Annotated in this window: 19 protein-coding genes, 1 other RNA gene and 2 pseudogenes; 18 read left to right on the top strand and 4 right to left on the bottom strand. The window is 36.7% G+C overall.

The features are described from left to right. Positions 1–13 precede the first annotated feature (13 nt). Complete coding sequence (locus RT723_RS02440) at positions 14–1093, top strand: NADP-dependent oxidoreductase (RefSeq protein ID WP_315945758.1); 1080 nt, start codon at positions 14–16, stop codon at positions 1091–1093. A 372-nt stretch (positions 1094–1465) separates the two neighbouring features. Next, entirely contained in the window at positions 1466–4678 is a 3213-nt protein-coding gene (locus RT723_RS02435) for a chondroitinase-B domain-containing protein (RefSeq protein ID WP_315945757.1), read from the top strand. A gap of 196 nt (positions 4679–4874) precedes the next feature. Here the strand turns inward: RT723_RS02435 and RT723_RS02430 are convergent, their stop codons facing one another. Continuing rightward, entirely contained in the window at positions 4875–10097 is a 5223-nt protein-coding gene (locus tag RT723_RS02430; RefSeq protein WP_315945756.1) for a S8 family serine peptidase, read from the bottom strand. A gap of 238 nt (positions 10098–10335) precedes the next feature. Between RT723_RS02430 and RT723_RS02425 the strand changes: the two genes are divergently transcribed. The 4 genes from RT723_RS02425 to RT723_RS02410 are packed head-to-tail and all read left to right on the top strand — an operon-like array spanning position 10336 to position 13419. Beyond that, the gene (locus RT723_RS02425) at positions 10336–11112 is read left to right on the top strand and encodes a MipA/OmpV family protein (protein WP_315945755.1); all 777 of its coding nucleotides are present in this window, start codon (positions 10336–10338) and stop codon (positions 11110–11112) included. After that, a complete protein-coding gene (locus RT723_RS02420; RefSeq protein ID WP_315945754.1) occupies positions 11106–11480 on the top strand; it encodes a DUF3019 domain-containing protein in 375 nt (124 codons plus the stop codon). The genes RT723_RS02425 and RT723_RS02420 overlap by 7 nt, the downstream gene beginning before the upstream one ends. Then, positions 11480–12178, top strand: a complete 699-nt coding sequence (locus RT723_RS02415; protein ID WP_315945753.1) for a response regulator transcription factor — start codon at positions 11480–11482, stop codon at positions 12176–12178. Before RT723_RS02420 ends, RT723_RS02415 begins: the two co-directional genes overlap by 1 nt. Further along, on the top strand, positions 12175–13419 hold the full coding sequence (locus tag RT723_RS02410; RefSeq protein WP_315945752.1) for a sensor histidine kinase: 1245 nt from the start codon (positions 12175–12177) through the stop codon (positions 13417–13419). Before RT723_RS02415 ends, RT723_RS02410 begins: the two co-directional genes overlap by 4 nt. Before the next feature lie 108 nt (positions 13420–13527). Here RT723_RS02410 and ssrA read toward each other — a convergent pair. Further along, positions 13528–13895: a transfer-messenger RNA gene (ssrA, locus tag RT723_RS02405) on the bottom strand. Between the two features lie 356 nt (positions 13896–14251). On the opposite strand from ssrA, the gene RT723_RS02400 reads away from it, so the two are divergent. The 11 genes and pseudogenes from RT723_RS02400 (at position 14252) to RT723_RS02350 (ending at position 23061) form a co-directional block, all read left to right on the top strand. Beyond that, complete coding sequence (locus tag RT723_RS02400; RefSeq protein ID WP_216055889.1) at positions 14252–14524, top strand: HU family DNA-binding protein; 273 nt, start codon at positions 14252–14254, stop codon at positions 14522–14524. Between the two features lie 146 nt (positions 14525–14670). Next, positions 14671–15354 (top strand): sigma-70 family RNA polymerase sigma factor, encoded by a 684-nt coding sequence (locus RT723_RS02395; protein WP_315945751.1) that lies wholly within the window; start codon positions 14671–14673, stop codon positions 15352–15354. Next, the gene (locus RT723_RS02390; RefSeq protein WP_315945750.1) at positions 15351–16010 is read left to right on the top strand and encodes a ChrR family anti-sigma-E factor; all 660 of its coding nucleotides are present in this window, start codon (positions 15351–15353) and stop codon (positions 16008–16010) included. The genes RT723_RS02395 and RT723_RS02390 overlap by 4 nt, the downstream gene beginning before the upstream one ends. An 8-nt stretch (positions 16011–16018) precedes the next feature. Next, the gene (locus tag RT723_RS02385) at positions 16019–16981 is read left to right on the top strand and encodes a YbgA family protein (RefSeq protein WP_216055887.1); all 963 of its coding nucleotides are present in this window, start codon (positions 16019–16021) and stop codon (positions 16979–16981) included. 87 nt (positions 16982–17068) lie between these two features. Further along, positions 17069–17260 carry a deoxyribodipyrimidine photo-lyase gene (locus tag RT723_RS02380; protein ID WP_315945749.1) on the top strand — a complete coding sequence of 64 codons (192 nt, stop codon included), beginning with the start codon at positions 17069–17071 and terminating at the stop codon, positions 17258–17260. Between the two features lie 32 nt (positions 17261–17292). Further along, positions 17293–18504 carry a cryptochrome/photolyase family protein gene (locus RT723_RS02375; protein WP_487379614.1) on the top strand — a complete coding sequence of 404 codons (1212 nt, stop codon included), beginning with the start codon at positions 17293–17295 and terminating at the stop codon, positions 18502–18504. A gap of 40 nt (positions 18505–18544) precedes the next feature. Then, positions 18545–19024, top strand: coding sequence for a nuclear transport factor 2 family protein (locus RT723_RS02370; protein WP_315945748.1), 480 nt, complete (start codon positions 18545–18547; stop codon positions 19022–19024). Next, positions 19017–19760: an SDR family NAD(P)-dependent oxidoreductase gene (locus RT723_RS02365; RefSeq protein ID WP_315945747.1), complete on the top strand. Its 744-nt coding sequence runs from the start codon at positions 19017–19019 to the stop codon at positions 19758–19760. Before RT723_RS02370 ends, RT723_RS02365 begins: the two co-directional genes overlap by 8 nt. Continuing rightward, entirely contained in the window at positions 19757–21019 is a 1263-nt protein-coding gene (locus RT723_RS02360; protein WP_315945746.1) for an NAD(P)/FAD-dependent oxidoreductase, read from the top strand. Before RT723_RS02365 ends, RT723_RS02360 begins: the two co-directional genes overlap by 4 nt. A 10-nt stretch (positions 21020–21029) precedes the next feature. Then, entirely contained in the window at positions 21030–21815 is a 786-nt protein-coding gene (locus RT723_RS02355) for a DUF1365 domain-containing protein (protein ID WP_315945745.1), read from the top strand. Positions 21816–21835: 20 nt separating this feature from the next. Next, a pseudogene (locus tag RT723_RS02350) lies at positions 21836–23061 on the top strand (class I SAM-dependent methyltransferase). A 59-nt stretch (positions 23062–23120) separates the two neighbouring features. On the opposite strand, the gene RT723_RS02345 reads toward RT723_RS02350, so the two are convergent. Beyond that, positions 23121–24773, bottom strand: coding sequence for a diguanylate cyclase (locus RT723_RS02345; RefSeq protein WP_315945744.1), 1653 nt, complete (start codon positions 24771–24773; stop codon positions 23121–23123). A 5-nt stretch (positions 24774–24778) separates the two neighbouring features. After that, complete coding sequence (locus RT723_RS02340; protein WP_315945743.1) at positions 24779–26239, bottom strand: bifunctional metallophosphatase/5'-nucleotidase; 1461 nt, start codon at positions 26237–26239, stop codon at positions 24779–24781. 284 nt (positions 26240–26523) lie between these two features. Between RT723_RS02340 and RT723_RS02335 the strand changes: the two are divergent. Then, a pseudogene (locus tag RT723_RS02335) lies at positions 26524–26774 on the top strand (hypothetical protein). Positions 26775–26939: the final 165 nt, after the last annotated feature.

Raw genomic sequence — 26939 nt, 5'->3', positions numbered from 1 at the left:
GACTTGATAGTTTATGAGTACTTTAGTTATGAATAAATCAGAAACAAACACACAAAGCCGTTTAATCAATAGACAGATCACTTTGGCAGCACGTCCTAATGGTGAGCCAAAACCATCTGATTTTAAATTAGTAGAAAGTGTTATTCCTACTATTAGTGAAGGACAAGTTTTATTAAGAACCGTTTATTTGTCATTAGACCCATATATGCGTGGTCGTATGAGCGATGCTGAGTCTTATGCAGACCCAGTAGCAATTAATGGAGTAATGGTGGGTGGATCGGTTTGTCGAGTAGAGCAAACTTTAAACGATAACTTCAAACAAGGTGATTGGGTTGTCGCATTTGGCGGTTGGCAAGATTATTGTGTGTCTGACGGAGTTGATTTATTAAAACTTCCGGCGCAGCTCGCACAAAAATCTTACGCGTTAGGCATTTTAGGTATGCCAGGTTTAACGGCTTACATGGGTCTAATGGACATTGGCCAGCCCCAAAAAGGCGAAACGGTGGTCGTTGCGGCTGCAACTGGTGCGGTGGGAAGTTTAGTTGGGCAGATTGCTAAATTAAACGGTTGTCATGTCGTTGGCATTGCTGGTGGTGCTGAGAAATGTGATTACGCTGTTAAAGAGCTGGGGTTTGATTCATGTATTGACCATAAATCAGCCGACTTAAACGAAGCATTAAAACAAGCTTGCCCAAATGGCATTGACGTGTACTTCGAAAACGTTGGTGGTGCGGTATTTGATGCGGTTTTACCACTATTAAACACTAAAGCAAGAGTGCCATTGTGTGGGTTGATCTCACAATATAATGCAACATCATTGCCTGATGGTCCAGATAGAATGGGCGCGTTAATGGGACGTTTGTTAGTAAAACGAATTAAAATGCAGGGCTTTATTGTTTTTGATGATTATGGCCATCGTTACAGTGAATTCAGTGACGCGATGTCAAACTGGTTACAAACAGGTCAAATTAAATACAAAGAACATTTAGTTCAAGGACTTGGTAATTCACCTGAAGCTTTCATTGGTTTATTAAAAGGTGAAAACTTTGGTAAATTAGTGGTTCAGGTTGGTGAAGCCAATTTAGCTGACTAGGTTAATATATATATAAGTTTCAACTAGATGATAAATCATCACAAAAGGCACCTTGAGTGCCTTTTTTATTAAAAAAGAAGGTTGACTGTCGGCAATTATTGTCGGTTTTTATAAAGCCCAATTTATTCTTTCTAAATCACACTTTTAACATCGGTTGCCCACTTTGTAATACCACAACCGGCTTATTGGTATTAAATTTCATCTTCATTGAAAATATTGGTAATAACAAGTAGATTACCAATTGCGTAGTTTTGTATATAAGTTATGCAGGTAACTTGAGTGCCTGAAACCCTATTCTGTAAATAATAAATATAACGCTCAGAGACTTAGGTGGTACTTAAAGTAAAACTCAATTCGACAGGACACAGCAGAATGAACAAAAATTTAATGACACTAGCCTTAACTCTGGCAATTAGTGCTTGCAGTAGTGACGATATAAAAACAGCAAAGGAAAATTCACCTGCCGTTTTTTCAGGAGTGAATACCGCTGTAAACAATCTTGAAACGGTGACCAACAATCACCATTTAGTGGTTAGTGATGCCGATGAAGGAGAAAATGGAATTGTCAGTCAAACAAATACAATCACGACTTATGGTACATTCTCAATCACGGAAGATGGTGCATGGACCTATGAATTAGATGCATCTAATAGTGCCGTAGTTGCTTTAAATTCAGGGGAACAATTAACCGACACAATAACGATAACCTCAATCGATGGCACTCAAAGTAACATTGTCATTACTATCACAGGTTCTGATCCCCAAGTTAATCAACCCGCAACATTCTCTGGCGACCTCAAAGCCAATGTATACAACGACTCAACAAATAAATTAATGGGCAAGATTACGGTTACGGATCTTGACGAAGGTGAAAGCACAATTCAGTCACAAGAAAATGTGTCAACGAGCTACGGTAAGTTCGATATCACCAATCGCGGAGAGTGGACATACACAGTAGACAGTAGTAATGACGCTGTCTTGAGTTTAGACATAGGTTCTAATTTAACAGATACCATCACAATCATTTCACAAGATGGAACAACTACAGAGTTGGTGATCATCATTACCGGTACAACAACCAGTAGCTCAAATGGCTTTAGTGCAGTAGAAGGTGGGAATCATATAGATGGTTATACCAATGCGGTACCAGTCATTAATTGCACTAGCACAGTAAGTTCTATTTCAAGCTTGGAAGATGCCGCTGAAGAATTAGTCGCAGGGGATACTTTATGTTTGTCAGATGGGACTTACACCGGTGATTTAGAGTTACGTATAGAAGCTATAGGCACGGCGGATAAACCCGTTACAGTTGCTGCAGCTCATTCAGGTGAAGCGATTATTAAAGGTGGTGAAATATCCGTTCGTATGGGCGGAGAACACATTGTCTTGCAAGGTTTTGTATTTAGAGACGGTGAATCGGGTAGTTCTATTATCAAGTTGGAAAAAGAAACTGAGTGTCGTTATTGTCGCGTAACGGAAGTATCAATTATTGATATGGACGGCGGAGAATATGACAGTTCAAAATGGATTGAATATTATGGTCAATACAACCGTATTGATCATAATTGGTTCTCAGGAAAAGAATCATCCGGGGCACTGTTGGTATTACCGCGTTGGATAGATGAAGATACATTCAAATCTTCAGGTTTTGCCGAAGATAGGGCACAAATAGATCATAATTATTTTGGGAATCGCCCACCGGCTTTTGGTCGTGCTTACGCAGGGAGTAGTGATAATGAATATGAAGGGGTTCGTTTGGGATTAAGTACAACTCATTCCGCGCCATCCTATTCTACCTTGGAAAATAACTACTTTGAGCGTATCCAAGGTGAGGCAGAAGTAATTTCTAATAAGTCGGCTAATAATATTATTCGTCATAACACAGTACGTAATAGTAATGGTTCGATAGTTACACGTCATGGTGCTAACGCTATCATCAGCAATAACTTTGTTTTTGGCGACGATAATCCTTTTTCTGGTGGTATTCGTCTAGTTGATGATGGACACATAGTGACAAACAATTATGTTCAAGGGGCACGTTATTCAAGCTCTAATTGGAACGGAGGAATCGTTTTAACTTCAGGTAATAATGCAGGCGATACTGAAAATGGTTATCAAAATGTAAGTAATGTATTTGTCGCTAATAACACCATAGTCGACAGTGTAAATAGTTTAAATGTATATGGCGGTAAAAATGATGAAGCGCCAAAGAATATTTACTTTTTAAATAACATTATTGCAGATGCCATTGGCCCCGTTATCCGCACTAATGGTGAAGATATGCCCTCCAACTCCACCTTTGCTGGTAATTACATATTTGGTCAGGCGTTTTCAGACAACGATGATGTAACGGAAGGAAACACAACTGGATTCACATTTGTTGATGTAATGTTAGGGATAGGCACGGATGGTTTAAATCGTCCTAGTACCAACAGCCCAGACTTAACGGCAAACTCGACAACCGATGTAGGCGCTTTTACTTTGCCAACCATAGATATGGATGGACAAATACGTTCAGCAGCAACCACCTCTGGTGCAGATGAAGTCTCAAGTGATACTGTAACGCTTGCTCCACTAACATCTGATGATGTAGGTCCCATAAACTATCGTCCAACACCTGGCAAGATTTATGTTGAAAAAGTATCTATCGCTAATCATGACTTTGATAGTGGTGATTTAGCCGAATGGACTAATGAAGGGAGCACCGGAGCGAGCATCATAACTGGTGATGATGTATTTTCACGGGGGCATAGTTTAATGTTAGATAGTAACGAGGCTATGGTAACGCAAGTGATCACGCTCAATGCACACACCAACTATACCTTATCCGCATTTATGAAAGGCGCCGCTAAACTGACCATTACGGTTAATGGTGAACATTATGCAGCAGAAAGAACGTCCAATAATTATGGCTTAAGCACGGTTAGTTTTAATTCAGGAGAGGGCACATCGGCTGTGCTCCGTGCAACGGTCGATGATTTAGTGACGAATAACGCAACTATCTTAAACCCAGACTTTGATGATGGGCAAGAAAACTGGATAGTGGTTGAAGGCACTGGTATCGGACAAGTTCAAGATTCAAGTAATTCCTCAGGCGGAAATGATGGCTCTATTAAGTTTAAATATAATAGTGACGACTCTGGAACACCTCATAACCCTTATATCGCACAGACGGTTTCCGTACAGCCTAATTCGGAATACAAGTTATCAATATATAATTTATACAAGAGTGATGGTAATGCTTCCTCAGTTCTATTCGGAGTTGCAACCGATACCGATGTAACCGTGGAAACAAACGTACTTGCTAGTAAAAATTCAGTTTATTCAACGCTTAAATCAACAGGAAACACTAAAGGAGACGATAGTTTCTATCAAGATACGTTAACCTTTAATTCTGGTGCAAATACAAGTTTGACGGTATTTGCTCAATTTAAATCAACGGATGGTTCAGAAATTCGAGTTGATGAATTTGATTTGAGTCATGAAAGTGCACCTAACGAAGGAACTAAAGCTTTCTTTGACAGCATACGATTAGTTTCTCACCCATTATCTGAGGTCGAGTCTTTAGCTGCAGAAGATGATTAAAGGTTAATAACCCATAATAAAATATAAATACCGCCAAGGATTGAGCGGTATTCTTTGTTAATTCGGAACTAAATTTCGTTAAGTGAGAAGTTTGAAGATGATTTTGTAAAATTGACAATTCGATAAGATTAGATAGTTATTAGACAAAAAAAGGCCAAACATAAGTTTGGCCTTTGTTGTTAATAACATATAACTATTATTTAACTTTAGACTGTCTACGTCGAATAACAAATGGAACTAATAATAAAGTTAACCAAGCCATAGAACCACCAGAAGATTTATCTTCTTCCGCTTCTGGGAATTTACAACTTCCATCATTAGATGTTGCATTTGCGTTGTAATTAGTTGCACTAGAATCAGTACAACCACTAATGACTGGCTCTTCACCATCAGATAACACAGTTAGCATGAACGTTTTACTCGCTGAATCAGTGGCAACTTGGCTGTCAGTAACGGTAACCGTTACTTCAGTTTCACCATACCAGTTGGCAACTGGAGAAATAGTTACTATTGAACCAAGAGTATGACCTTTAACATCAGCGGTAATGTTGTCACCGGTAACGGAAATGATATTGCCATTAACATTTTTATCATTATAGATAACGCTAATATCAAATGATTCATTCTCGTCAATAGTTTGGTCTTTAAAGTCACCTAAGTTGATGTTACCAGCTATCTCTACAGATTTAGTAATATGAGTTTGAGATAATCCCGAGCTATCATGTGTAAATTCAACATCCAACGTTTGACCAGCTGCAGTTTCAGCTACTTTAACTTGGAAGGTTACGTCGAATTGTGAAGATTCAGGACCAACATAGTCATAACACACTACCATGTTATCTTTAACTTTTTCATCAAGCTCATTAAGCGCGAATTGTAAGCCAATTTCATCGCCATATGGGTAACCATAGATATCAAGTGGGCCTGTATTACCATGAATACCGATTGAACCATTGGTATTTTGATCGGCAAAGTCAATATCATCATACGCCATTATGATTTCAAACTGTCCAGGCGCATAACGATAACCTTGACTCAAAATTAGTTCGAACGAGTAACGATCATCAAACTCTATTCCATTAGCGAATCCATCACCAAAATAACTAATTTCAACTTGTTGTGTACGGCTGTTAATCCATTCGATAATAATATCATTAGTATCAGTGGCCGGGTCATTAGCGTAACCAATTGACATGCCAGATGTATTATCAATATTTCCATAATCTATATTTAATGGTGTACCTAGCGCATTAACTACGGTATTCCAACCAAGTTGTTCAGGTGCAATTTCACCTTTCCAAAATACCCCTAAAAATGGTGCAAATGGTGACATTATATATGGGAATTTTTGATGCGTTATGTGCTGACCGGCATACCATGCAAAGTCAAAGCTAACAAAACCTTGAGGGGATAAATAAAGACTAGGGTATTTCATATAAGATTCATTGTGGAATAAATTGATATGAGCGTCTTCACCCCAATACGTGCTTAAATCAAGCTCAAAAGGATTAGTAAACTCAGTCCAATCACTATTCCAAGAGCCTACCCAATCAACCGCACTGCCACCGATTTCTGGTGCAAAACCATAGTTTTTATATAAACCAACAAAACCTTCTGAATTGCTACCATAATTAGGTACTTTACAAAGAAGATCGTCTAGGTTGGTAGTAATATTATAACTAGGTTTTAGTTTTCCAGTATTAAGTTGAGTGCCAACGATAGAAATAACATTGCCTTCAACCGTTAAGCCAGATTGTAAAACAGGATCGGATATTTTTACTGAATCTTCAACTAGTGATAACCCTTCAGGTAACATAGCTTGAAGGTTTATTTCACGATCAACACCTGAGTTATTTTGTACTAAATGCAGGTTAACATCTAAGATATCGCCACCTTTAGCACGTTCATTGATGTTGGTTGATAACTCGTCAACGTTTCGTATGATTTTAACCGGGATCATACCTAATGCATCTGGTGCAATAGAAGTACCTAGTGTAAATCCTGTATAAACAATATCACCTTCTACAAGTTCGCCTATGTTCCAATCTAACGAAATGGAAGTAAGACCACCATCGTGAGTTTGTGGCCCAGTGACTTCTAAGGTGTTGCCAGATTTAGGAACAACTGCCGTAGCTACATCATAGGTATCTACTAATCCTTCTACAGGAGCACCATCATTTTCAAGGCTAGGATCGTACATCCAATCGTACATATTTAAGCTTGTATTTGATAATACGACCCAGTACTTGCCTGGTTCAGGATTAGTTAAACTACAGTAATTCATTTCTAATTGAGTCGTTGATGAACACACCCATTCTTTATCAAAATCGGGTTCACCATTATCATCATAGTCACGTCCTATATGAACGGCTAAAGTGCCATCCAATGAACCATAATTCTCAAGAAAGCCAGGGCCATCAGTATGCGCTAACACTTCAACGACAAAACGGGCTGTATCTTGTGGTATGTCTACCAGAGTAACTTTGTTATGCTCAGTAGCAGGTCCTTGATCCGGCGTGTAAACTGGCTGATGGTTATTATCTTGAGGCAAAGTAACACTTTCGATTTGAGCTTTGGTTAACGCTAAACCTTGATAAGCAAGATCGCTGTTAGCCGATAAAGGAATATCGTTTAATTGATAATTTCCATCATTACGGTGTGCGTTAATGGCAACTAAGTCAGGTAAACCTTTACGGTCAAAGTTGACTGAAATTGGCCAATGTAGTGCAGGAACATCTTGTTCTTGAGGTACTAATTTTACATTGCTCCATAATTCCATACTTTGGATATCAACCGAGCCTCCAAGACGAGAGTTGTATTGATATTGAACATCTTGCACATTCGCTTTAATGACAATACTTTGGCTTTCACCAGCAGTTAAAGCGAAACTCGCTGGGAAAAACTCTAATGATGCAGTATGAACATCAATTTCACCATCAATGGTACTAATCCAGCGATCGTAAGCCCAGTCATCGCTTTCAAGTTTCCAACTACCATCTTTGGTTGCTGTCACGGTACGTAACCAAGTACAAACACCGGCACGACAGTTACTATCAACTAATTGAGGAACGTTTAATTGACGTACATCACCACCAAGCTCTGGGTTTGCAAGCGTGAAATTTTCAACCGTTTCATTCATTACTAAACCAGTATTCACCGCTTTAGCGACATCAATGCGTCCAGCACCAGCCCTATGTTGAGTCGCTGGGTGCCCATCTGGTTGATAATTTTCATCAACATCACGTTTTACTGTTTGGGATGCTGTCATTTCTAAGGCCGATTGAACCTCAGTTGCAGTCCAATCTGGATGAGCTTGGCGTACTAATGCCATTGCACCTGCTACATGAGGACTCGCCATTGATGTACCGCTGATCATGCTCCAATCCTGAGATAACGCAGCTTCAGGAGTTAATGGGTGTTGATCTGCATAAGGTGCAAGAATATTAACACCTGGAGCCGATACATGAGGGGCTAAGTGGTGACTATAAGTACTTGAAGGACCTAATGATGAGAAGTCGGCAAGAATATCGCCTTTATCTGCATCAATTTCATAGGCTATTGAGCCACCAGTAATGGTAATTTTATGATCGCTATTACCGTCATTTAACCAATTTATAATATTATTACCTGCATTGTTTGATACGTGTAATCCAGGTAAAGGGTAGGCATCATCAAAAACCATTGACTCAGCTTCGGTTTGTTCGGATGACCAAGGCTCATTATATAAAATGAATCCACCAGCCCCACCATTTTTAACATTGTGAGCTTTAGCAACTCGTGCATTTTCACCTCGTTTACAAATAACGATTTGATCAGAGGTAAAGGTATCAGCAGCAAACTCATTGGCACAAAGTTCATCACCATAATTAACAGCTAATACCGGTTTTCCATCTACGATACTTTGTTGTGAATATCCAGCTATATCGTCAGGCCAGCTTTGGCCTGGATCAATATATAAATATGGTTGTGAAACACCACCAGATAAGGTAAGCATATTATTGGTAATATCAACTACACGGTCAGTGGTTGAGGCTGCTACAACCATAGACCAAGGTGCACTGTGGCTTAAACTAGAAAAATACGTATTATTTTCATCGCCACCGGCATTACCTGCAGATACTGCAACTGAAATTCCAGCTTCACGGGCTGATAAAATGGCTAATTCAGTAGCATCTTCCCACGGGAACTGCTCCCAACCACCAATTGAAAAGTTGATTACATCAACATTATCAACAACCGCTTGTTCATAAGCTTTAAGTACAGCTTCTGTAGGACAACCTGCATCAGGAATACAAACTTGATAGGAAATAATATTAGCGTGTGGGGCGACACCTGAAGTAGAGGCAAAATTAAACCCTAACTCCACACCGTCACCATCTCCGATTGAAGGTGCTAACAAAGGTACGTTTTCAACATAGTTACCAGCGGCTGTACCGGCTGTGTGACTCCCATGTCCTTGAATATCCTCACCAGTAGCAGGTGCATTACCTTCATAAGTGTCGGTAATGACAGGCCAACTATAAACACCAATTAATTTGGCATTACACGTAACCGTCCCATCGGCACAATCACCTAGAAAAACACCGTCGCCGTTAGGGTTAATATGTTGATATCCATCAACGCCTTTTTCTGCGAAAGCAATATGGTCAGAATTGATACCTGTATCGATAATACCTACTATTTGACCTTCACCTTTGTAAGGTACATTAGCTTGTTCGCCTGTGATAGCCGTACCTTGCCAAATTTTGTCTGCACCAATAAAAGTAGGGCCTCTATCAGTGTGTAATTGCAACATAGTAGATGCTTCAACAAAAGCGACCCCTGGTAATGTTGACATTTTTTCAGCTTCAGCTTTTGACATTGTGATACTAAAACCATTAATGACGTTAGTATAATTGGTTCTAGTTTTTGTATTAATGCCGTATTTTTGAGCTTGGCTTAATACTTTGTTTTGTTCTGCAATCAGTAACTGTTTATAACTACTTGCCCTTTGTTTTTGTGTGTCATTTACTTTTTGTGAAAGGGTAGATGATTTACTTAATGGGTTACGCTTATTAAACTCAGCACTAATTTTGCTTTTTGACGTCGCTGGATACCCTGAAATAGAGCCATCATAAGTAGCGATTGGTTTTTGGTTTAATCTAACGATGTAAACTTGCTCTTTGTTTACGTCGTTACCTCTAAACTTAGCTCCTTCGGTGACAGGTTGGATCATTTGGTTTAATCCACCCGGACCTGCTCGCATTACTTTTGAAGCTGCATTTTTCTTGGTTTGGTTTGTTTTAACTGTATTGGTCGGGCTTATTTGCTTTAGCCCAGACTTGACAATTGACGAATGGCTTGCGGCCTCTACAGATGCGGTCATGCCGATACTATATATAGCTGCAAATGTCGCTATTGATATTGGTTTGAAATTCACTTTGTTCCTCCGGTAGTGACGCATTTTTGATTTTTGTAGCGTCTAGCGGATTTATAACCATATTCAATTTAAAAAGAGTACAAAAATGTACAAAAATGGTGTTTTTTAAGTGTGGCGGAATGACAAACCGTCAGTATTTACAGTAGACTCAGTGGCATAAGATACACATAGTGAGTAGTGAATGTTTTTTGTACGAGTAATAAATAAGTTTGGGTTGCCACTTACAATATGCATGTTCATGTTTTTGAACACTATGGACTTATCGGCGGGTGAGGCTAAATATAGCCTTGCCTTAGGTAAAGGCAGCTACAGTTCAATTTTAAGACAAAATGACGAAACAAATTTCTATTTATTGCCTAGATGGTCTTATTACAACAAACAGTTTTACATTGAAAATCTAGATTTAGGCTTTAATTTGGTGGAATATGAGGCTGTTTCTATAGATTTAAGCACAAAACAAAGTTTTGATGCCTTGTTATTTAAACAACATTCACTAAATGATTCATTTATGTTGGGGCTCTCAGCCGGTTTACCTGTCAATATCCCATGGGGAGCTGAAATAAATGATTACTTTAAACCAAAAGAAAGACGGTTGAGTTATTTAGCTGGGTTCAGCGTCTTTGTAAGACTTGGTAATTGGCAGTTAGTACAGGAAATTCATCAAGATGTCACCAATGTGCATGATGGTTTTCAAATTACAAATCAAGTTAGGTATGCCTCACAATTACAAGACTTTAGCTACTCAATAAACGGCAGTACACGTTGGTTAAGTGAGTCCTACGCAAATTATTATTACGGTGTTAATAATCTAGAAACATCGAATACGTATGAATATTTGCCCGGACAAAGTTTATTAACAAGTTTAAAAATTGAGTTGAGTTATAGGATAAACGAATCATTGCGCTTAGTGAGTTCATTCAAAAGAGAATGGTTTCCAAGTGATTTTATTCAGTCGTTGCAAATTGGCCAAACACAGCAGGATATAACGTTTACAGGAATTTTATATTCATGGTAAAGATCTGGCCGTTAACTTTTATGTGCCTTCTATCAGCACCTGTAGAGGCTACAACAGATATAAGTAAATTTGATTTGTCGCCACGGATTTGTTTGGTTGAACAAAACAAATCTTGCGAAACAAAGGTTTCAGTAAACTGGGTTTCAAATAAAGTTTTGTGTTTAATCCGTAAAGCAGAAACTGAACAGCCGATAATTTGCCAACAAGATGTCATTAATTATCAATTTCCACTCCATTTCTCACACGCAGTTACATTCCAACTTATCGACCAAAGTAGCAAACAAGTATTAGCTGAGCAGACTATTAATATATTATTTAACGCCAACGAAGAATTAAGTCGTCGTCGGTTAAGTTGGAGTTTGTTTTAATGAATATTAAGCATGTTCTGTTAGTGGAAGATGATGTTGAATTAGCCCGTCTTATCAAATCGTATTTAGCTCAACATGAAATAACAGTGACTGTATGTAATCACGTTCAAAGAGCGAATCAAACCTTATTACAACAAAGTGTTGACTTGTTGTTATGCGATATTAATTTACCAGGGAAAAGTGGGTTTGATTTAGTTGCTGAAATACGTAACAAATTTGTAGGCCCCATTTTATTTTTAACCGCTAAAACAGAAATGAAATATCAATTACACGGATTTGAATTAGGTGCGCAAGACTATTTGTTAAAACCGATTGATCCCAGTTTATTGTTAGCAAAAATAAAAGTTTTTGATGGTTATGTTAGTCAAGCTTCAAAAACATCGTCAATCATTTCGGAACATAATTTATCAATAGAAGTTAAATCTAAAGTAGTCACTTTAGCTTCTACTGTCGTCAATTTAACAAAAGCGGAATATTTATTATTAGTTGCGTTGTTGCAACAATTTGGTCAAGTTGTGAGTCGTGAGTGGTTATTTCAGCAACATTTAGGCCGTGAATACGATGGTATTGATAGAACTATGGATGGCAGAGCATCTCGATTAAGAAAAAAGTTACAAGCCGTTGATCCTCGTTGGAATGTCGTAACATCATGGGGGGAGGGGTATTTCCTATCTTTTGAAGAGGATAGTTGTCCTTGATCTCTCCTCTTATACGGTTCTACTTCATTGTTGTACTAACTATATTTGTTCTTATGTTTTCTGTGAGTCGTTTACCCCAATTATTAAATGAACGACATAACCCTGAAATAGATGCGTTATCTTTAATTAATTCATTGCAGTCCTTGAGTGAGACACAATCGGTAATTTGCCAAATAGCGATGGGTGAAAATTGTGAAAATGCTGTATTTATTAAATATCCAGATCATTATTGGTCCGGCTTTTTAAACAATCAGACCTCAGAGTTATTCAGTTTTACAAATGAATCAGGTAAGGTCTTAATTTGTAAACTTAATGTTGACCACGAACTACTTTGTATAAATCAACAAAAAACGAATAAGTCTGAATTATCATTAAACTTAGTTTACATATTTTATAGTTTAGTATTTTTATCTCTATTTTTCTTAACGAAACGTCTATTTAATGATGTTGAGGTATTACGCAATACCGCACTGGCGGATATTAAATTTGACCACTTTCCTGAATTTACATTAAGTAAACGTTCATATTTACAACCTTTAGCATCAAGTTTGGAAAAACTCACTACTAAAATAAAACAATTAAATCACTTTCAAGCTGAAATGGCAGAAACAGTTTGTCACGATATAAAAACGCCACTCTCAAGATTAAAATTTATAAGTCAATTACTAGACCAACAAAGTACGACTGAAACACAACAGCAAATGGAAACGAATATTGCTGAAATTGAAGAAAACGTATATGACTATTTGAGATTAGCTCAAAATGATTATGCGATAGAGCAACCAAGGGTGACGTCTAATAATTTAGATGAGTTAATAAGGTGTATTTTAATCCCTTATCTAATAGACACCAATATTAGAGTCAAAATCCTAAATTTAAGCGGTGTCATATTTAATGGTGACAAGAGTTTATTAGCCAAAGCGATAAACAATTTAATCGCCAATGCATATCGCTTTGCGAAATCGACAATATTAATTAGTGTAACCGTCAATAAAGACGCAGGTTATTTATGCATTGAAGATGATGGTGCAGGCTGGATAGAAAGTGAAAATCTCAATGCTCAAATTGAAAATACAATACAGAAGAATATAGTACATCACAGTATAGGCTTAACAATTGTTCAGCGAGTTGTAGATCAACACCAAGGACAAGTTATATTATTACCATCTGAACTTGGTGGCGCGTTAATTAAACTTAAATTCCCCTTAACCGTGCTTAACTGTGTCAAAAACCTTCAATAATATAAACAAAAATTAATTATCACAGGCATAAAAAAAGCCAAAACCCTTAATTTATCTACTCATAGATAAGGGTGCTGACTTGTTTTATCTAGCAATAAAAGCCTAATGTGGTGGAGCTGGGGGAGTCGAACCCCCGTCCAGAAAAGCTTATCCTTTGGCGCTACACGTTTAGTCAGTTTTTACATTCACCAATAAGCTGCGAACAGACACGCCACTTATCGACTATCCTGAATTAAATTTCGTGGGTTGCCTCTCAGGCGGGAGCCGCGCCACTAGTTCGTTTGGGTTTTGATCTCTTGTTGTTCCCCGTCTTACGAGCAGAAGCTAGGGCAAGAGAGCTCTTGGCAGGGTATTAAGCTGCTAGTGCGTAGTTTTCGTCGTTTGCGACTATTTTTTTACGGCTTTTTACGAGGCAAACCGTCCCTCGACGTGCTCCATCCGGTATCATCAATCCTGTCGAATCCTAGATCAGCCCCAGAAAATATTTTCTAGCAGAATCCTTTATTCAACGGAACATTGTCCGTAGATGTAACAGTTAGATAATAAACTCATTTAACGCTGATGGGAAGTATATAGCGGGCTGACTGCTGAAAAAACATGCGTATAATAAAATTTAAGTTTAGATTGTTGTCAAAATATGTTTAGAATCTGTTTGGTTGTTTGAGATTAAGGTTTTGTTTGGATATCTTAATTTCAGGTGAATTTTACCCAAATTCAATAAATTCGGCTAAAAATCGATAATAGTTAGGATATATGGGCGTTTGGGTATTGCTTATTGTTTGGTAAGCGTTTACATTTCGTTTTCCAAATTCAAATAAATGGAATAATAAAAATGAATAAAAGTGAATTAATTGCAGCTATCTCGTTAGGTGCCGACATTTCAAAAGCTGATGCTGAAAAAGCGTTAAACGCAACAACAGCAGCAATCACAGCTGAATTAGCTGACGGTAGTGACGTTTCTTTAGTAGGTTTTGGTACATTCAAAGTGAATGACCGAGCTGCTCGTACTGGTCGTAACCCTCAGACTGGTGCTGCAATTCAAATCGCCGCGGCAAAAGTTCCTGCATTTAAAGCAGGCAAAGGATTAAAAGAAGCTTGTAACTAAGCCGATTATCTTTAAGAATTATAAACGCACCTTTTTAGGTGCGTTTTTTATTTGGGCTTAATAATTACTTCTTAACTTTCTTCAACTAAGCTTAAATATACCCCTCATCAACATTTCAGCATTGTTTAAACTATTTTAAAATAAATGTGATCTTATTTTTTTCATTAACGTATGTATTTGTATGTGTTAAAGAATGGACAGGTCATATGCAAGTTGTACAATCAAATGTAACCAATAAATTTACAGGTAGTGTTATAAATTCTATGGCTAGTGATACTCAGCATACGGACATTTGCTTGTGGTTAGACGCAGTAGCAACCTCTCGGGATAAAGCAGCATTTACCCAGTTATTTCACTTCTTTGCGCCTAAAATATTGCATATCTCTCAGTCGAAGCTTTTTGACAAGTCTTTGGCAAATGAAGTTGTGCAAGAAACCATGACCAATGTGTGGAAAAAAGCACATTTATTTAATTCAACAAAAGGTGCACCTACTACTTGGGTGTTTACCATTATGCGTAATGTCACCTTTGATATTCTGCGTAAGTTGCAATCCAATAAAGAAGATAATTTGAGTGAAGACATATGGCCTATGATAGAAGATCAAGCCATAGAAGACGAACCTTTCTCAGACCATATAGAACAGAAAAATATTCTAGCGGTAATTGATAAATTACCTAAAAACCAGCAAGAAGTAATTCAAGCTTATTATTTTATGGAAATGTCTCAAGAGCAGTTGGCACAACACCTTGATTTACCTCTAGGAACGGTAAAGTCCAGGTTGAGGTTGGCGTTAAGTAAGCTGAAAGAACATTTGGGAGAAAAAGAATGATTAACCACCACCCTAAACTAAATTTATTAATACAACACGTAAATGGTGAGTTACCGGCTTCTATTTCTGCAGGTATAAAAATACATTCTGATATGTGCAAACAATGCAGTGAACAAATAGCTGAATTAACCAAACATGAAGCTAAGTTAAGTTTTTCTCAAACCAACGTTGATGATGCGGAGTTTGGTTTTGATGTTGACGTTTTGATTAATGATATTACTCAAACACAACCTGAGCCTGAGGTGATCCCAGATAATAAACCAGTAGCGGTTACGTTCAGGGGCGTTACCTATACATTACCCAATGTGATGAAACACATGGAGCTTGGTAAACCTGCACAAATAGGTAAGTTGAGTCGCTCTCGGATTTTACTTGATGAAGGTCATATACATTCAAGCTTATTACGTATTGAAGCGGGCGGTGGTATTCCTGAACACACCCACAACGGATATGAAATTACCTTATTATTAGAAGGTAACTTTAAAGATGATATGGGCGAATATGTTCCTGGTGACTTTATCGTTTTAGATGGCAATCATCAACATCAACCTCTGTCTGAACTAGGCTGTTTATGTTACACCGTGGTGAGTGACTCGTTACATTTCACTCAAGGCATTAATAAATTATTAAACCCAATTGGCTCATTCATTTATTAGGAGTTGGTATGAATAAATCAGTATTTAGTAAAGATGAGTTAAATGTAGGCATCAGTGCATGTTTAACCGGTGAGAAAGTGAGATATGACGCCAGCAATAAACCATCTAACTTTTGTAATCACGAACTTGGCAAGTACGTTACATATAAGATGTTTTGTCCTGAAGTAGCGATTGGTATGCCAATCCCACGTCCAACTATTAGGCAAATTAAACAAGATGATATGATCATCGTTTCCCGTCCTGATGGCACTGGTGATGTGACTGAACCACTTAAAGAGTACGGTAAAAAAGTAGCTAAATTAACCGACGACATGGTGGGATATGTATTTTGTGCAAACAGCCCAACCTGTGGCATGGAAAGAGTAAAAATATACTCACCAGAAGGTAATTCGTTAAAATCGGATGGAATAGGCATCTTCTCTAACGAGATAATGAAAGCCAATCCATTATTACCTTGTGAAGAAAATGGTCGATTAAACGATCCAATTATTCGTGAAAACTTTGTGGCGCGTATTTATACCTACAAACGCTGGCAAAACTTAGTAGCCAGTGGTGTAACCAAACACAAATTAATGACATTTCATAGCCAACACAAATACGCTTTGATGAGTCATAACATAGTGGAATATAAAAAATTAGGGCGCTTGTTGGCTGAGTCTGAGCTAGATGTTGAAGTCATCGCAGCTGAATATATTAGTGGTTTAATGGACGCGTTAAAAATTAAAGCCACTCGTAAGTCTCACACAAATACCCTGCAACACATACAAGGGTATTTTTCTAAACATATAAATGACGATCAACGTAAAGAACTTACTAATGTGATTGACGAATATCGTCAAGGAGTGATGCCATTAATGGTTCCATTGGCGTTAATCAAACATTACTTATTAGAACATCCTAATGAGTACCTCGCTGAACAAACCTATTTAGACCCTTATCCTGCTGATTTAAAGCTGAGATACGGCTATTAGTTTTATCGACTACCTGTCTGATATTTTATATTTAACCTTCTAATATTTAACTAAGCAGCTATTAATCTAGCTGCAAGAGGTGTTTTTGTGATTTTGTGGTTTAGAAATGATTTAAGAACGCATGACAATCCAGCGTTACAGTATTTTATTAATAGTCCAGCTAATCAAGCGACTCCAGCGCCAATAGTGCCGAATTACGCAAAAGTCGATGGCGAAATGGCAAAAGCTATTTTTTTATCTCCGAGAAACAATGGCAAAAACATGATTGGTCCGCCATAAAAATAGATTTAATAAAACGACATGTTAATTTGTTGTCTCACCAACTTAGACAGCTCAATATCGATTTACAGGTGGTTGAAGTTGATGATTTTGAGCAGCAAATAGCTTATTTAACTAATTTAGTCACAGAAAATGGTATTAATGAAGTTGTTGCTAACCAAGAGCTAGAGGTTAATGAGCAGGCTAGAGATCAACAATGTGTTGAGTTGGGGATCAATTTAACCTTGTTCGAGTCTGACGTTATAGTTCCTAAAGGTAAAATTTTTACTCAAAATGGAGAGATGTTTAAGGTATTCACGCCTTTTAAACGGGCTTGGCTAAAATATATCCGAGATTATGGTTTTGATTATTTTCATAAATTAATCACCTCAGATGTGGAAAAACAATCCCCCGCTATAGAAGCTAACTTAGAGTCTAATATTAAGTCCGAATCAGCGGCTTGGCCCTTGGTAAATATAGTGGAACAGCAAGTTGTGCCTGATTTTATTCATGACAAATTATCTTGTTATGGCGAAGAACGTGATTTTCCTGCTATCAAAGCAACATCCGGTTTATCTCCATATTTAGCGATTGGTGCTATCAGCCCAAGGTATTTATTACGATTAATATTAAACAAACATCCAGATATTTTAATGTCTCCAGACTTGCCATTGTTTACTTGGGTCAACGAGCTTATTTGGCGTGATTTCTATCGGCATTTGATTTTTCATAATCCAAGGTTATGCAAACATCAATGTTTTAGTGAGAAGTATCAAACCACAAAATGGCCATTTAAACAGACGTTATTTATTGCATGGTGCGAAGGTAAAACGGGCTATCCTCTTGTCGATGCGGCAATGAGACAATTAAATCAAACAGGCTGGATGCATAACCGTTTACGTATGGTAGTAGCGAGCTTTTTAACCAAACATTTATTAATTGATTGGCGTGAAGGCGAAAAATACTTTATGCAACACTTAATAGATGGGGATTTAGCTGCCAACAATGGTGGTTGGCAGTGGGCTGCCAGCACAGGCTGCGATGCTCAACCTTATTTCAGGATATTTAATCCAATATTACAAAGTAAAAGATTTGATCCCAATGGCGAGTTCATACGTAAATATATACCAGAGTTAAGCGAAGTCCCTGTGAAAGAACTTCACTTTCCGCATAACTATATTAACAAACATAATTTAGATGTGTATTGGCCAGCAATCGTTGATCATAAAGAGGCTAGGGAAGCAGCATTAACTTTTTATAAATAATTAATGTTGCTGACTAAATTGGAAAAGAGGTGGTTAAAGTATGACTAACGATATTAAAACAGGTTTTGACAGTGAACCGTCTCTAAATATACATTCTGAGTGGTTGGCTAACTTTGTTGATGTTTACCAACAGTTGTCCACTAATAACCTGCATTTACTTAGAACTATTTATCACAATAACATTAACTTTAAAGATCCTATGCATGAATTACATGGATTTTCAGAATTAAGTAAATATTTTGGCGGTTTATATCAAAATGTTAGCTCGTGTCAGTTTCGTATTAATCATGTCATTGAAAAACAGACCGAAGCTGCAATTTACTGGCAAATGGTTTACCAACACAAACACTTAAATAGTGGTAAAAAAATTACGGTGTCGGGTAGCTCACAATTAAAGTCATTTGATAACAAGGTTATTTATCACAGAGATTATATAGACCTTGGTGAGATGTTATACCAAAGGCTGCCGGTCATTGGACGTCTAATCACATGGATAAAAAATCGAGCGGCTAATGCATAATTCTCTTAATGTATTAATCACGGGGGCGACCTCAGGAATTGGTGAAGCTTTAGTTAATCATTACGCAAATGAGAACTACCGTGTTACCGCATGCGGGCGAAATCAAGAAAAGTTATCCCAGTTACAAAATATTACTCAATTAGGGTTAGCGTTTGATGTTAACAATGAAAAAGATATCGGATTGGCAGCCGCGCAGGTCGACTATATAGATATACTAATCTTAAACGCGGGGGATTGTCGTTACATCACCAATCCAATGGCGTTTGATTCAAATCTTTTTGAAGACATTATCAATACCAACTTAGTCTCCTTAGGGAAGTTAATTAAGCACTTTTTACCTAAAGTTAAAAAGGGCGGGCAAGTCGTATTTATAAGCTCAAGTGCCACCATAGTACCATTTCCACAAGCGGAGGCTTATGGTGCCTCTAAAGCAGGGATGGATTATTTAGCCAATAGTCTTAGATTGGATCTAGTTGATCATCAAATAGACGTGACTTTAGTGCATCCAGGTTTCGTCCGTACTCCATTAACGGCGGTTAACCATTTCAATATGCCATTTATCATTGATGCGGACGATGCGGCTGCCAGAATATTTAATGGCATTAAAGCTCGCAAGGCTTATCTGCATTTTCCAAAACGCTTAACTTTGACATTAAAATTCATGTCGCTTTTACCTAGAAAAGTTTGGCAACACATTATTTTGAAAGACACTAATTCGAGAGAAACAATAAAATGAAGAATATTGCCATTATAGGTTCTGGGGTATCCGGTTTAACTGCTGCGTATTTGTTATCAAAAAAACATAAAGTCACCGTATTTGAAAAAGCACCGCAAATTGGTGGGCATACTGCAACCGTAGATGTTGAAGTCGCAGGTGAACCGTTTGCTATTGATACTGGATTTATCGTTTTTAATGACAGAACGTATCCTAACTTTTTGGCTTTATTGGATGAGATAGGCATCAAAAAGCAAGAAACTGAAATGAGTTTTTCAGTCCATAATTGTCAAACCAAACTTGAATATAATGGTCATAATCTAAACACCTTGTTTGCACAACGTCGAAATATATTTAACCCTAGATTTTGGTTATTAATTAAAGAAATATTACGTTTTAACAAGTTATGTAAATCAATATATAAACACCAAAGTTTTGTTGAGGAATACACTCTAGGTGAGTTTTTACAAGACAATAATTTTAGTGGTTACTTTTCAGAACATTATATTTTACCTATGGGCGCAGCAATTTGGTCAAGTTCATTGGAACAAATGTCACGTTTTCAATTTAGGTTTTTTGTTCAGTTTTTTAATAATCATGGCTTATTAAATATTGCTGACCGACCTCAGTGGTTTGTTATACCTAATGGATCTCGAAGCTATTTAGCGCCATTGTGCGAACCTTTTAAAGACAACATAGTGGTCAACGCTGAGATTGAATCCATCACACGTGACAGCGGTGTTGTGCAACTTCATTTCTTGGATAATACCATTCAGACGTTTGATGACGTTGTTATTGCCTGTCATTCTGATCATGCGTTGAATTTATTAGGCGATGCAAGCAAAGACGAAAAGGAAATTTTATCAGCTATGACTTATAGCGATAATTCCGTCATATTACATACCGACATTAATCTATTACCAAAACGTAAAAAGGCATGGGCGAGTTGGAATTACCAGCTCACAAATAACAGGTCAAAACCGGCAAGTGTGACTTACAATATGAACATTTTACAAGGGCTAGATACCGAACATACTTTTTGCGTCACGCTTAATCAAAAATATGAGATTGATCCTACCAAAGTATTAAGAGAGTTTACTTACCAACATCCTGTATTCACCATTGCTTCAATAAAGGCCCAGCAACAAAGAAATAAGATTTGTGGCCAGCAACATACCCATTTTGCTGGAGCTTATTGGTATAACGGTTTCCACGAAGATGGCGTTCGCAGTGCCGTTGAAGTTGCGGCTCGGTTTGATTGTTATTTAAATGAAAAATAGCCATTAAATTATGCAAAGTTGTATTTATGTAGGTCAAATTAGACATCAACGTTACCAACCATCGATAAATCGGTTTGGTTATTCATTGTATATGATGGCGTTAGATGTAGATGAAGTGTCTAAACCTGACTTTAAAACCGGTGTTTTGGGTACACGTTGGTATTACCCATTAAGGTTTAATCAAAAAGATTACTTAAAAAATACAAATAAAACTGATCTTATTCCATTAAAACAACGTATTACTGATAAAGTTAAATTACTTAATGGCCATGAGCCATTTGAAAAGGTAGTGATGTTAACGCAGGTACGTTGTTTAGGATTGTATTTTAGTCCGGCCAATTTTTACTTTTGTTATCACACTAATGGCGACATTAAATATATGTTAGCTGAGGTAAGTAACACACCTTGGAATCAACGCCATTACTACCTGGTAAACTTAGATAGCGGGTTAAATAAAAAGCAGATAACAGAAAAAGTGTTTCATGTATCGCCATTTATGGATCTTGATATGAATTATATTTGGAAAGTGAAAGCGCCAAATTCAAACAGTGATGGTTTGCTGGTTCATATAGAAAACCATAAAACGAATGATGATAAAAAAGACGATACGAGCAGCAAAATTTTTGATGCAACCTTGTCATTGAAAAAGAAGAAAATGACGAAAACTGAGTTAGTAAAGGTATTTTTAGCTTTTCCAGTAATGACGTTAAAAATTGTTGTTTTAATCTATTGGCAAGCATTAAAACTGTTTGTAAAACGAGTCCCTTTTGTCAGTTATCAGAATAATAAAAATTAGTTGGAAGTAAGGAATATCCTATGGAACAAGTTGTAACGGTTAAGAATAAAAAACTAATGACTTGGTTTGACCAAAAATGTCGAAAAATGGTTTTATCTGTTTTTGACAAAATAGACTACGGGCAAATTGAAGTAATTGAGTCAGGCCAGCATAGCTTCTTCCCTCAAAATCATGAAGGTACAGGCCCCAAAGCTAAAATGTATGTTCATGATATAAGTGTGTTCCGAGATTTCATTAAAGGTGGCAGTATTGGTGCTGCAGAGGCATTTATTGAAGGTAAATGGAGTATACCTGACCTTACCAACCTGATACGAATTTTTGCCAAAGCACAAGAACAGACCGATGAAATTGAAAGCAAAAAGTCTTGGTTGTCTAAAATTAAAAACTCAATCATCCATAAGTTAAACCGCAATAACCAGTCAGGATCCAAGAAAAATATTTTGGCACATTATGATTTAGGTAATGAGTTATACACCCGTTTTTTAGATCCTGAAATGATGTATTCATCAGCTATTTACCCAGATCAAGGAGCAAGTTTGTCTGATGCTCAAATCCATAAACTACACACTATATGTCAACGTTTAGATTTGAATGAATCAGATACTTTATTAGAAATTGGTTCAGGGTGGGGGGATTGGCTATATTTGCGGCCCAGAATTATGGTTGTCATGTAACCACCACCACCATATCAGAAGAGCAACACAAATATGCTAAAGCACGTATTGAGTCTTTAGGCTTAACAGAACAAATAACGTTACTGAAAAAAGACTATCGTGAACTGGAAGGTGAATATGACAAGGTTGTTTCTGTTGAAATGATTGAAGCGGTTGGTTATGAGTATCTGCCTAGCTTCTTCCAGATATGCAATGACAGATTAAAAAAGGGTGGCAAGTTATTGATCCAATCCATTACCATTTCAGATCAACGTTTTGATTATTACAAAAATAATGTGGATTTTATCCAGCGCTATATATTTCCTGGCGGTTTTTTACCTTCAATTAATACTTTAAGTGGACATATGACTAAGCATAGCAATATGGTGATTGAGTCTATTGATGATATTGGTCTTGATTACGCGAAGACATTAGCGCATTGGCGAGATAGTTTTTTAAGTTCGTGGAATGAATTACAAACCTTAGGGTATGACGAAAAGTTTAAACGTTTATGGTTATATTATTTAGGTTATTGTGAAGGGGCGTTTTTAGAGCGTTCCACTAGCGCGGTTCATTTAGTTGCTAGAAAATAGTTAACACTTTATAACAAAATATACACCCTAAGGTATCCGAAGATATCTTAGGGACATGTCTAAATATTCACGTCGATATTCATTATATCATCGGTGTGAAAGTAGGTGTTTCTACCACTATCTTTCGCTTTATATAAGGCTTCATCTGCTCTGTTGAGTATCTTATAGACAGTAGAAATATTTTTATTTGAGAAAGTGGCTATGCCCAAGCTAACCGTAACATGATCGGCAACCAGACTTTTTTGATGAGGAATGTTCAAAATATCCAATAACTCTTTGACTCTTTTGGCTACTTTAATCGCACCATCTTTATCGGTTTGAGGTAGCAACATTACAAATTCTTCACCCCCATACCTAGCAATAAAATCACTATCACGCTGTTGGATGTTTTTAAGTGCGTCAGCTACATTTTGTAAACATTCATCGCCCGCTATATGGCCATAAAAATCGTTATAAAGTTTAAAATAGTCAATATCTAATATGATGACAGAAAGTGACGTTTGGCTTCTTTTGGCGGTATGCACATCGTGTTCTAACCGTTCGTCTAAGGCTCTTCTGTTCGGTAAGTTGGTTAATACATCGGTTAAGGATAAGGTTTGTAATTGCTGCTTTTGTTCTTCAACTTTTTCAGAAAAATAAACAAACGACTGTGCTAAATGGCTTATTTCGTCTTTCCCAGAAGTATTGATGGGCGCTTCTTGCGATTTAATGCGTTTTATTACACTGTTATTCAAGTTTAATATCCGAGCAACAATTTTAACTTTAATAAGATAGATAGTTGCGGACATTAAAATTAACAAGGTAATACTTAACCCGATAACCCAAATCACTTGTTGAGATATTTGGTTGGCTGCATGTTGGGCATTATGAATAATTTTTTTATTAATATTGTCAAATTTAGCTTCTGATAGCGTGTTGGTATCTACTATTAAGTTATGTAAAAAATTACCTCTTCCTCTGACTCGACCCGCGATTTGAAGTTGTTCAATCTTCAAACTAAACCAACCAGGTTTATCAAGTAATATGCTTTTTAGCTGGCTTATTTGTTCTAAGGCGGCTTTACCTATTTTAGGTTCCAATATTCTTGAATTAGCTAAAATATTGTGCAGATTATTCCCCAATTCCTTTTCAATTTGCCTTACAGTTTGCAATCTATCGCTACTTTCAGCCTTGTGCTTTAATGAAGACGCTTTAAACAGTAGCATTAAACTTTGTTCAATTATTTTTGATGTTCTTTGTTGATTTAAGTGCGTAACAATCTTGTCATTAAGGTTATAGACTTCTTCATTTAAATCTTGGATTCTTTGTTGATTTTGAAGCCTTTGGGAAACTAACTTGTCTAAATCTGCCAATTCTTTTTTGACTGTTTTTAGTTGATTGTTTAAGTGGGTAGTGCCTACAAAGTTATCCATTAAATTTAAAAGCTTCTCTTCCTGATTTTGTAATTTTTCTACTGTAATCCTTCTTGAAGCTAAGTTTGTCGTGATAGTTAATCTCTCAGCTAGATATAATATCTCTTTAAGCGCGCTATTTAACTCACCTACTTTAGCCGCTTGAGGTAGCGAGTTTCCTGTGATTTCTTTTAAAATATTATTAAAATTATTTAATCGTTCATAACCTAAGATAGAGCTAAAAGCCGTAATAATGATTATTATGATAAAACCAGTCGATATTAAAAAAGAAAGTGAGTTTCTTCTACGGATAATATTCATAATAATTAATTGCTTTCAGAATTTAAGTTGATGATACGTTTTTCAATTTTGGGGAATATATCGCCTTTATTTCTAATAAAATTGATAACAATTTCAGATATCAATAATCCTTGTTGTTTTTTAACATTCACATTGGTAGTACTTTTTAACATTGTAAAGTCATCACCGCCGCTTGCTAGATAGTTTGACATGGCAACTTTGTAAATCTGAGTTTTCACAATTTCTTTACCGTTATTTTTTATTGAAATGAGTCTCTCATTTATAGGTAATTTACTGTTGTAAGTAATAGTTAGGCCAGACATTTGTAAAAACCGACCTAAAGACGCATCAATACCAGTTAAGCCATGCTCAATGGCTTGTATTATTTTTTGACCAGTTAATTCTAAAACGAGAATATGACTACGAAAAGGCAATTCTGAAATAATATCTCGTCTACTAATATTCTGATTTTTAGTATAAATTTGTTCCCCTCTAATCGAGCCGCCATTAATAATTGCGATATCAGCATCTGTGTAACTTTTTAAAGCATCGGTGACAATATTGCCAAACTCACTTTCTTCTGTACGGACAATGCTCCTTTTTGTGTTGAACGGTGTTTTTGTGGTGCCAATCACCTCATCCAATAAGTTAGATAATCGACTTTGGTATTGTTGAATAAGTCGTTGAGTGTTGGCTTCTTTATCCACTTGACTGTATTTATAAAACTCAGAATTTACTTTTAGTTTGTTTTTTACACCTTCGATATGAACTAAGGCAAACTCATCTATTTCTTTAACAAAAATGTAACGAGGATGTTCAGGAATAATACGGTTGTTAATAACAGTGGCGTGGCTGTCTTTTTGCAAAATAAGATCTACAGTGTTATCAACTAATAAAGGCAACACGTCATTTTCACGACTTGAATTAATTAATATAACTAAATCAACATTTTGCTCTCTTAATATTTTAGCTTCGTTGCTAACGGCTTTAAATTTGTCAATTACTGAAATTCGTCTTAAATTATATTCTTCAATAATATTTACTGATAGTGTGCTTAATACCCCAATCTTATAATCACCTTGTTGTGTAATTACAGATTTATACAGACCGTCTAGTGGCTGTTTTGTTTCGGTTTCTATAATGTTTGACGCTATCAATGGAAACGCAGCTTCATAGGACCTGAGTGATAACTCATCTTCAAAAAAACTAAAGTCTCTTTTTGAAATAGACATTACGTCAGGTTCAATCGCATTTAGTATATCGATGATGTGTGAACCTCTATCAAATGATGACAATAAACTGGGGCCAATACTCCCACCACCAAAAAAGAAAAATACGGGCGTGTTTTTCTCTCGTTGTTGTTTAAGCATATACGCGATAGAGGCAAATCCGCCTTTTGTTTCTGAACTTATTTCATTCATATCGCTGGCAAATAAAATAGTGATTTTATCTTGTTTTTGATCAAGGGGGCGTGTGCTTGCATTCAAGTTGAAGAAGCTGAAAGTCAAGAATAAACATAGTAATAAGTTTCTTTGTATATACAACATCAAGAAATATCCACTTAAAGGGTAACAGTTATGCTGACATCAGTTGCATTATATTAGCCTAAGTTTGATGACAAACTTAAGTAAGCAGAATTACTAATAAATACAGAGTTAACAATTGTTTTAATAATAGGCATCCACGTATTATTTGCAAGTGTTTAAAGAGACCGATATTGTTTGTAAATATTGTAAAAACACACCTTTTTAATCACATTAATTAGTAATCTATGGCCAAACCAAGAAAAAAAGCACCGAGTCAATCGGTATCTGTTTATTGTAATAGATGCCGCTATAAATTATTACAGTATAAAAAGGGGGGACGGGCGCGTTAGTGAAATGTTTTATTGAACGCATAACCAAAAACTTTACTGAACAATTAGGAATATGTCCTAGTTGTGAAAGTCAGTTTGGCCGAGAAACTATGATCCGTGGTGTACCGGCCATTAAAATTATAGGCGGAAAGGTACTGGTTAAGTAATGATTAGCTCAAATACCTATAATCATTTACCAATATATCTATCGGTTTTATAACATAAAAATACGATAAGTTAATTTTTTTACTCTGTATGAAATGATTTATTGACTTTTTACTCTAATTTCTTGTTTAATAGCGCCCGTAGCAATTTTGTTAAGTTGTTACCTA

This window comes from Psychrosphaera aquimarina, assembly GCF_032461525.1.
GTDB lineage: Bacteria > Pseudomonadota > Gammaproteobacteria > Enterobacterales > Alteromonadaceae > Psychrosphaera > Psychrosphaera aquimarina.
This window is presented reverse-complemented; position numbering and strand designations above follow the sequence as displayed.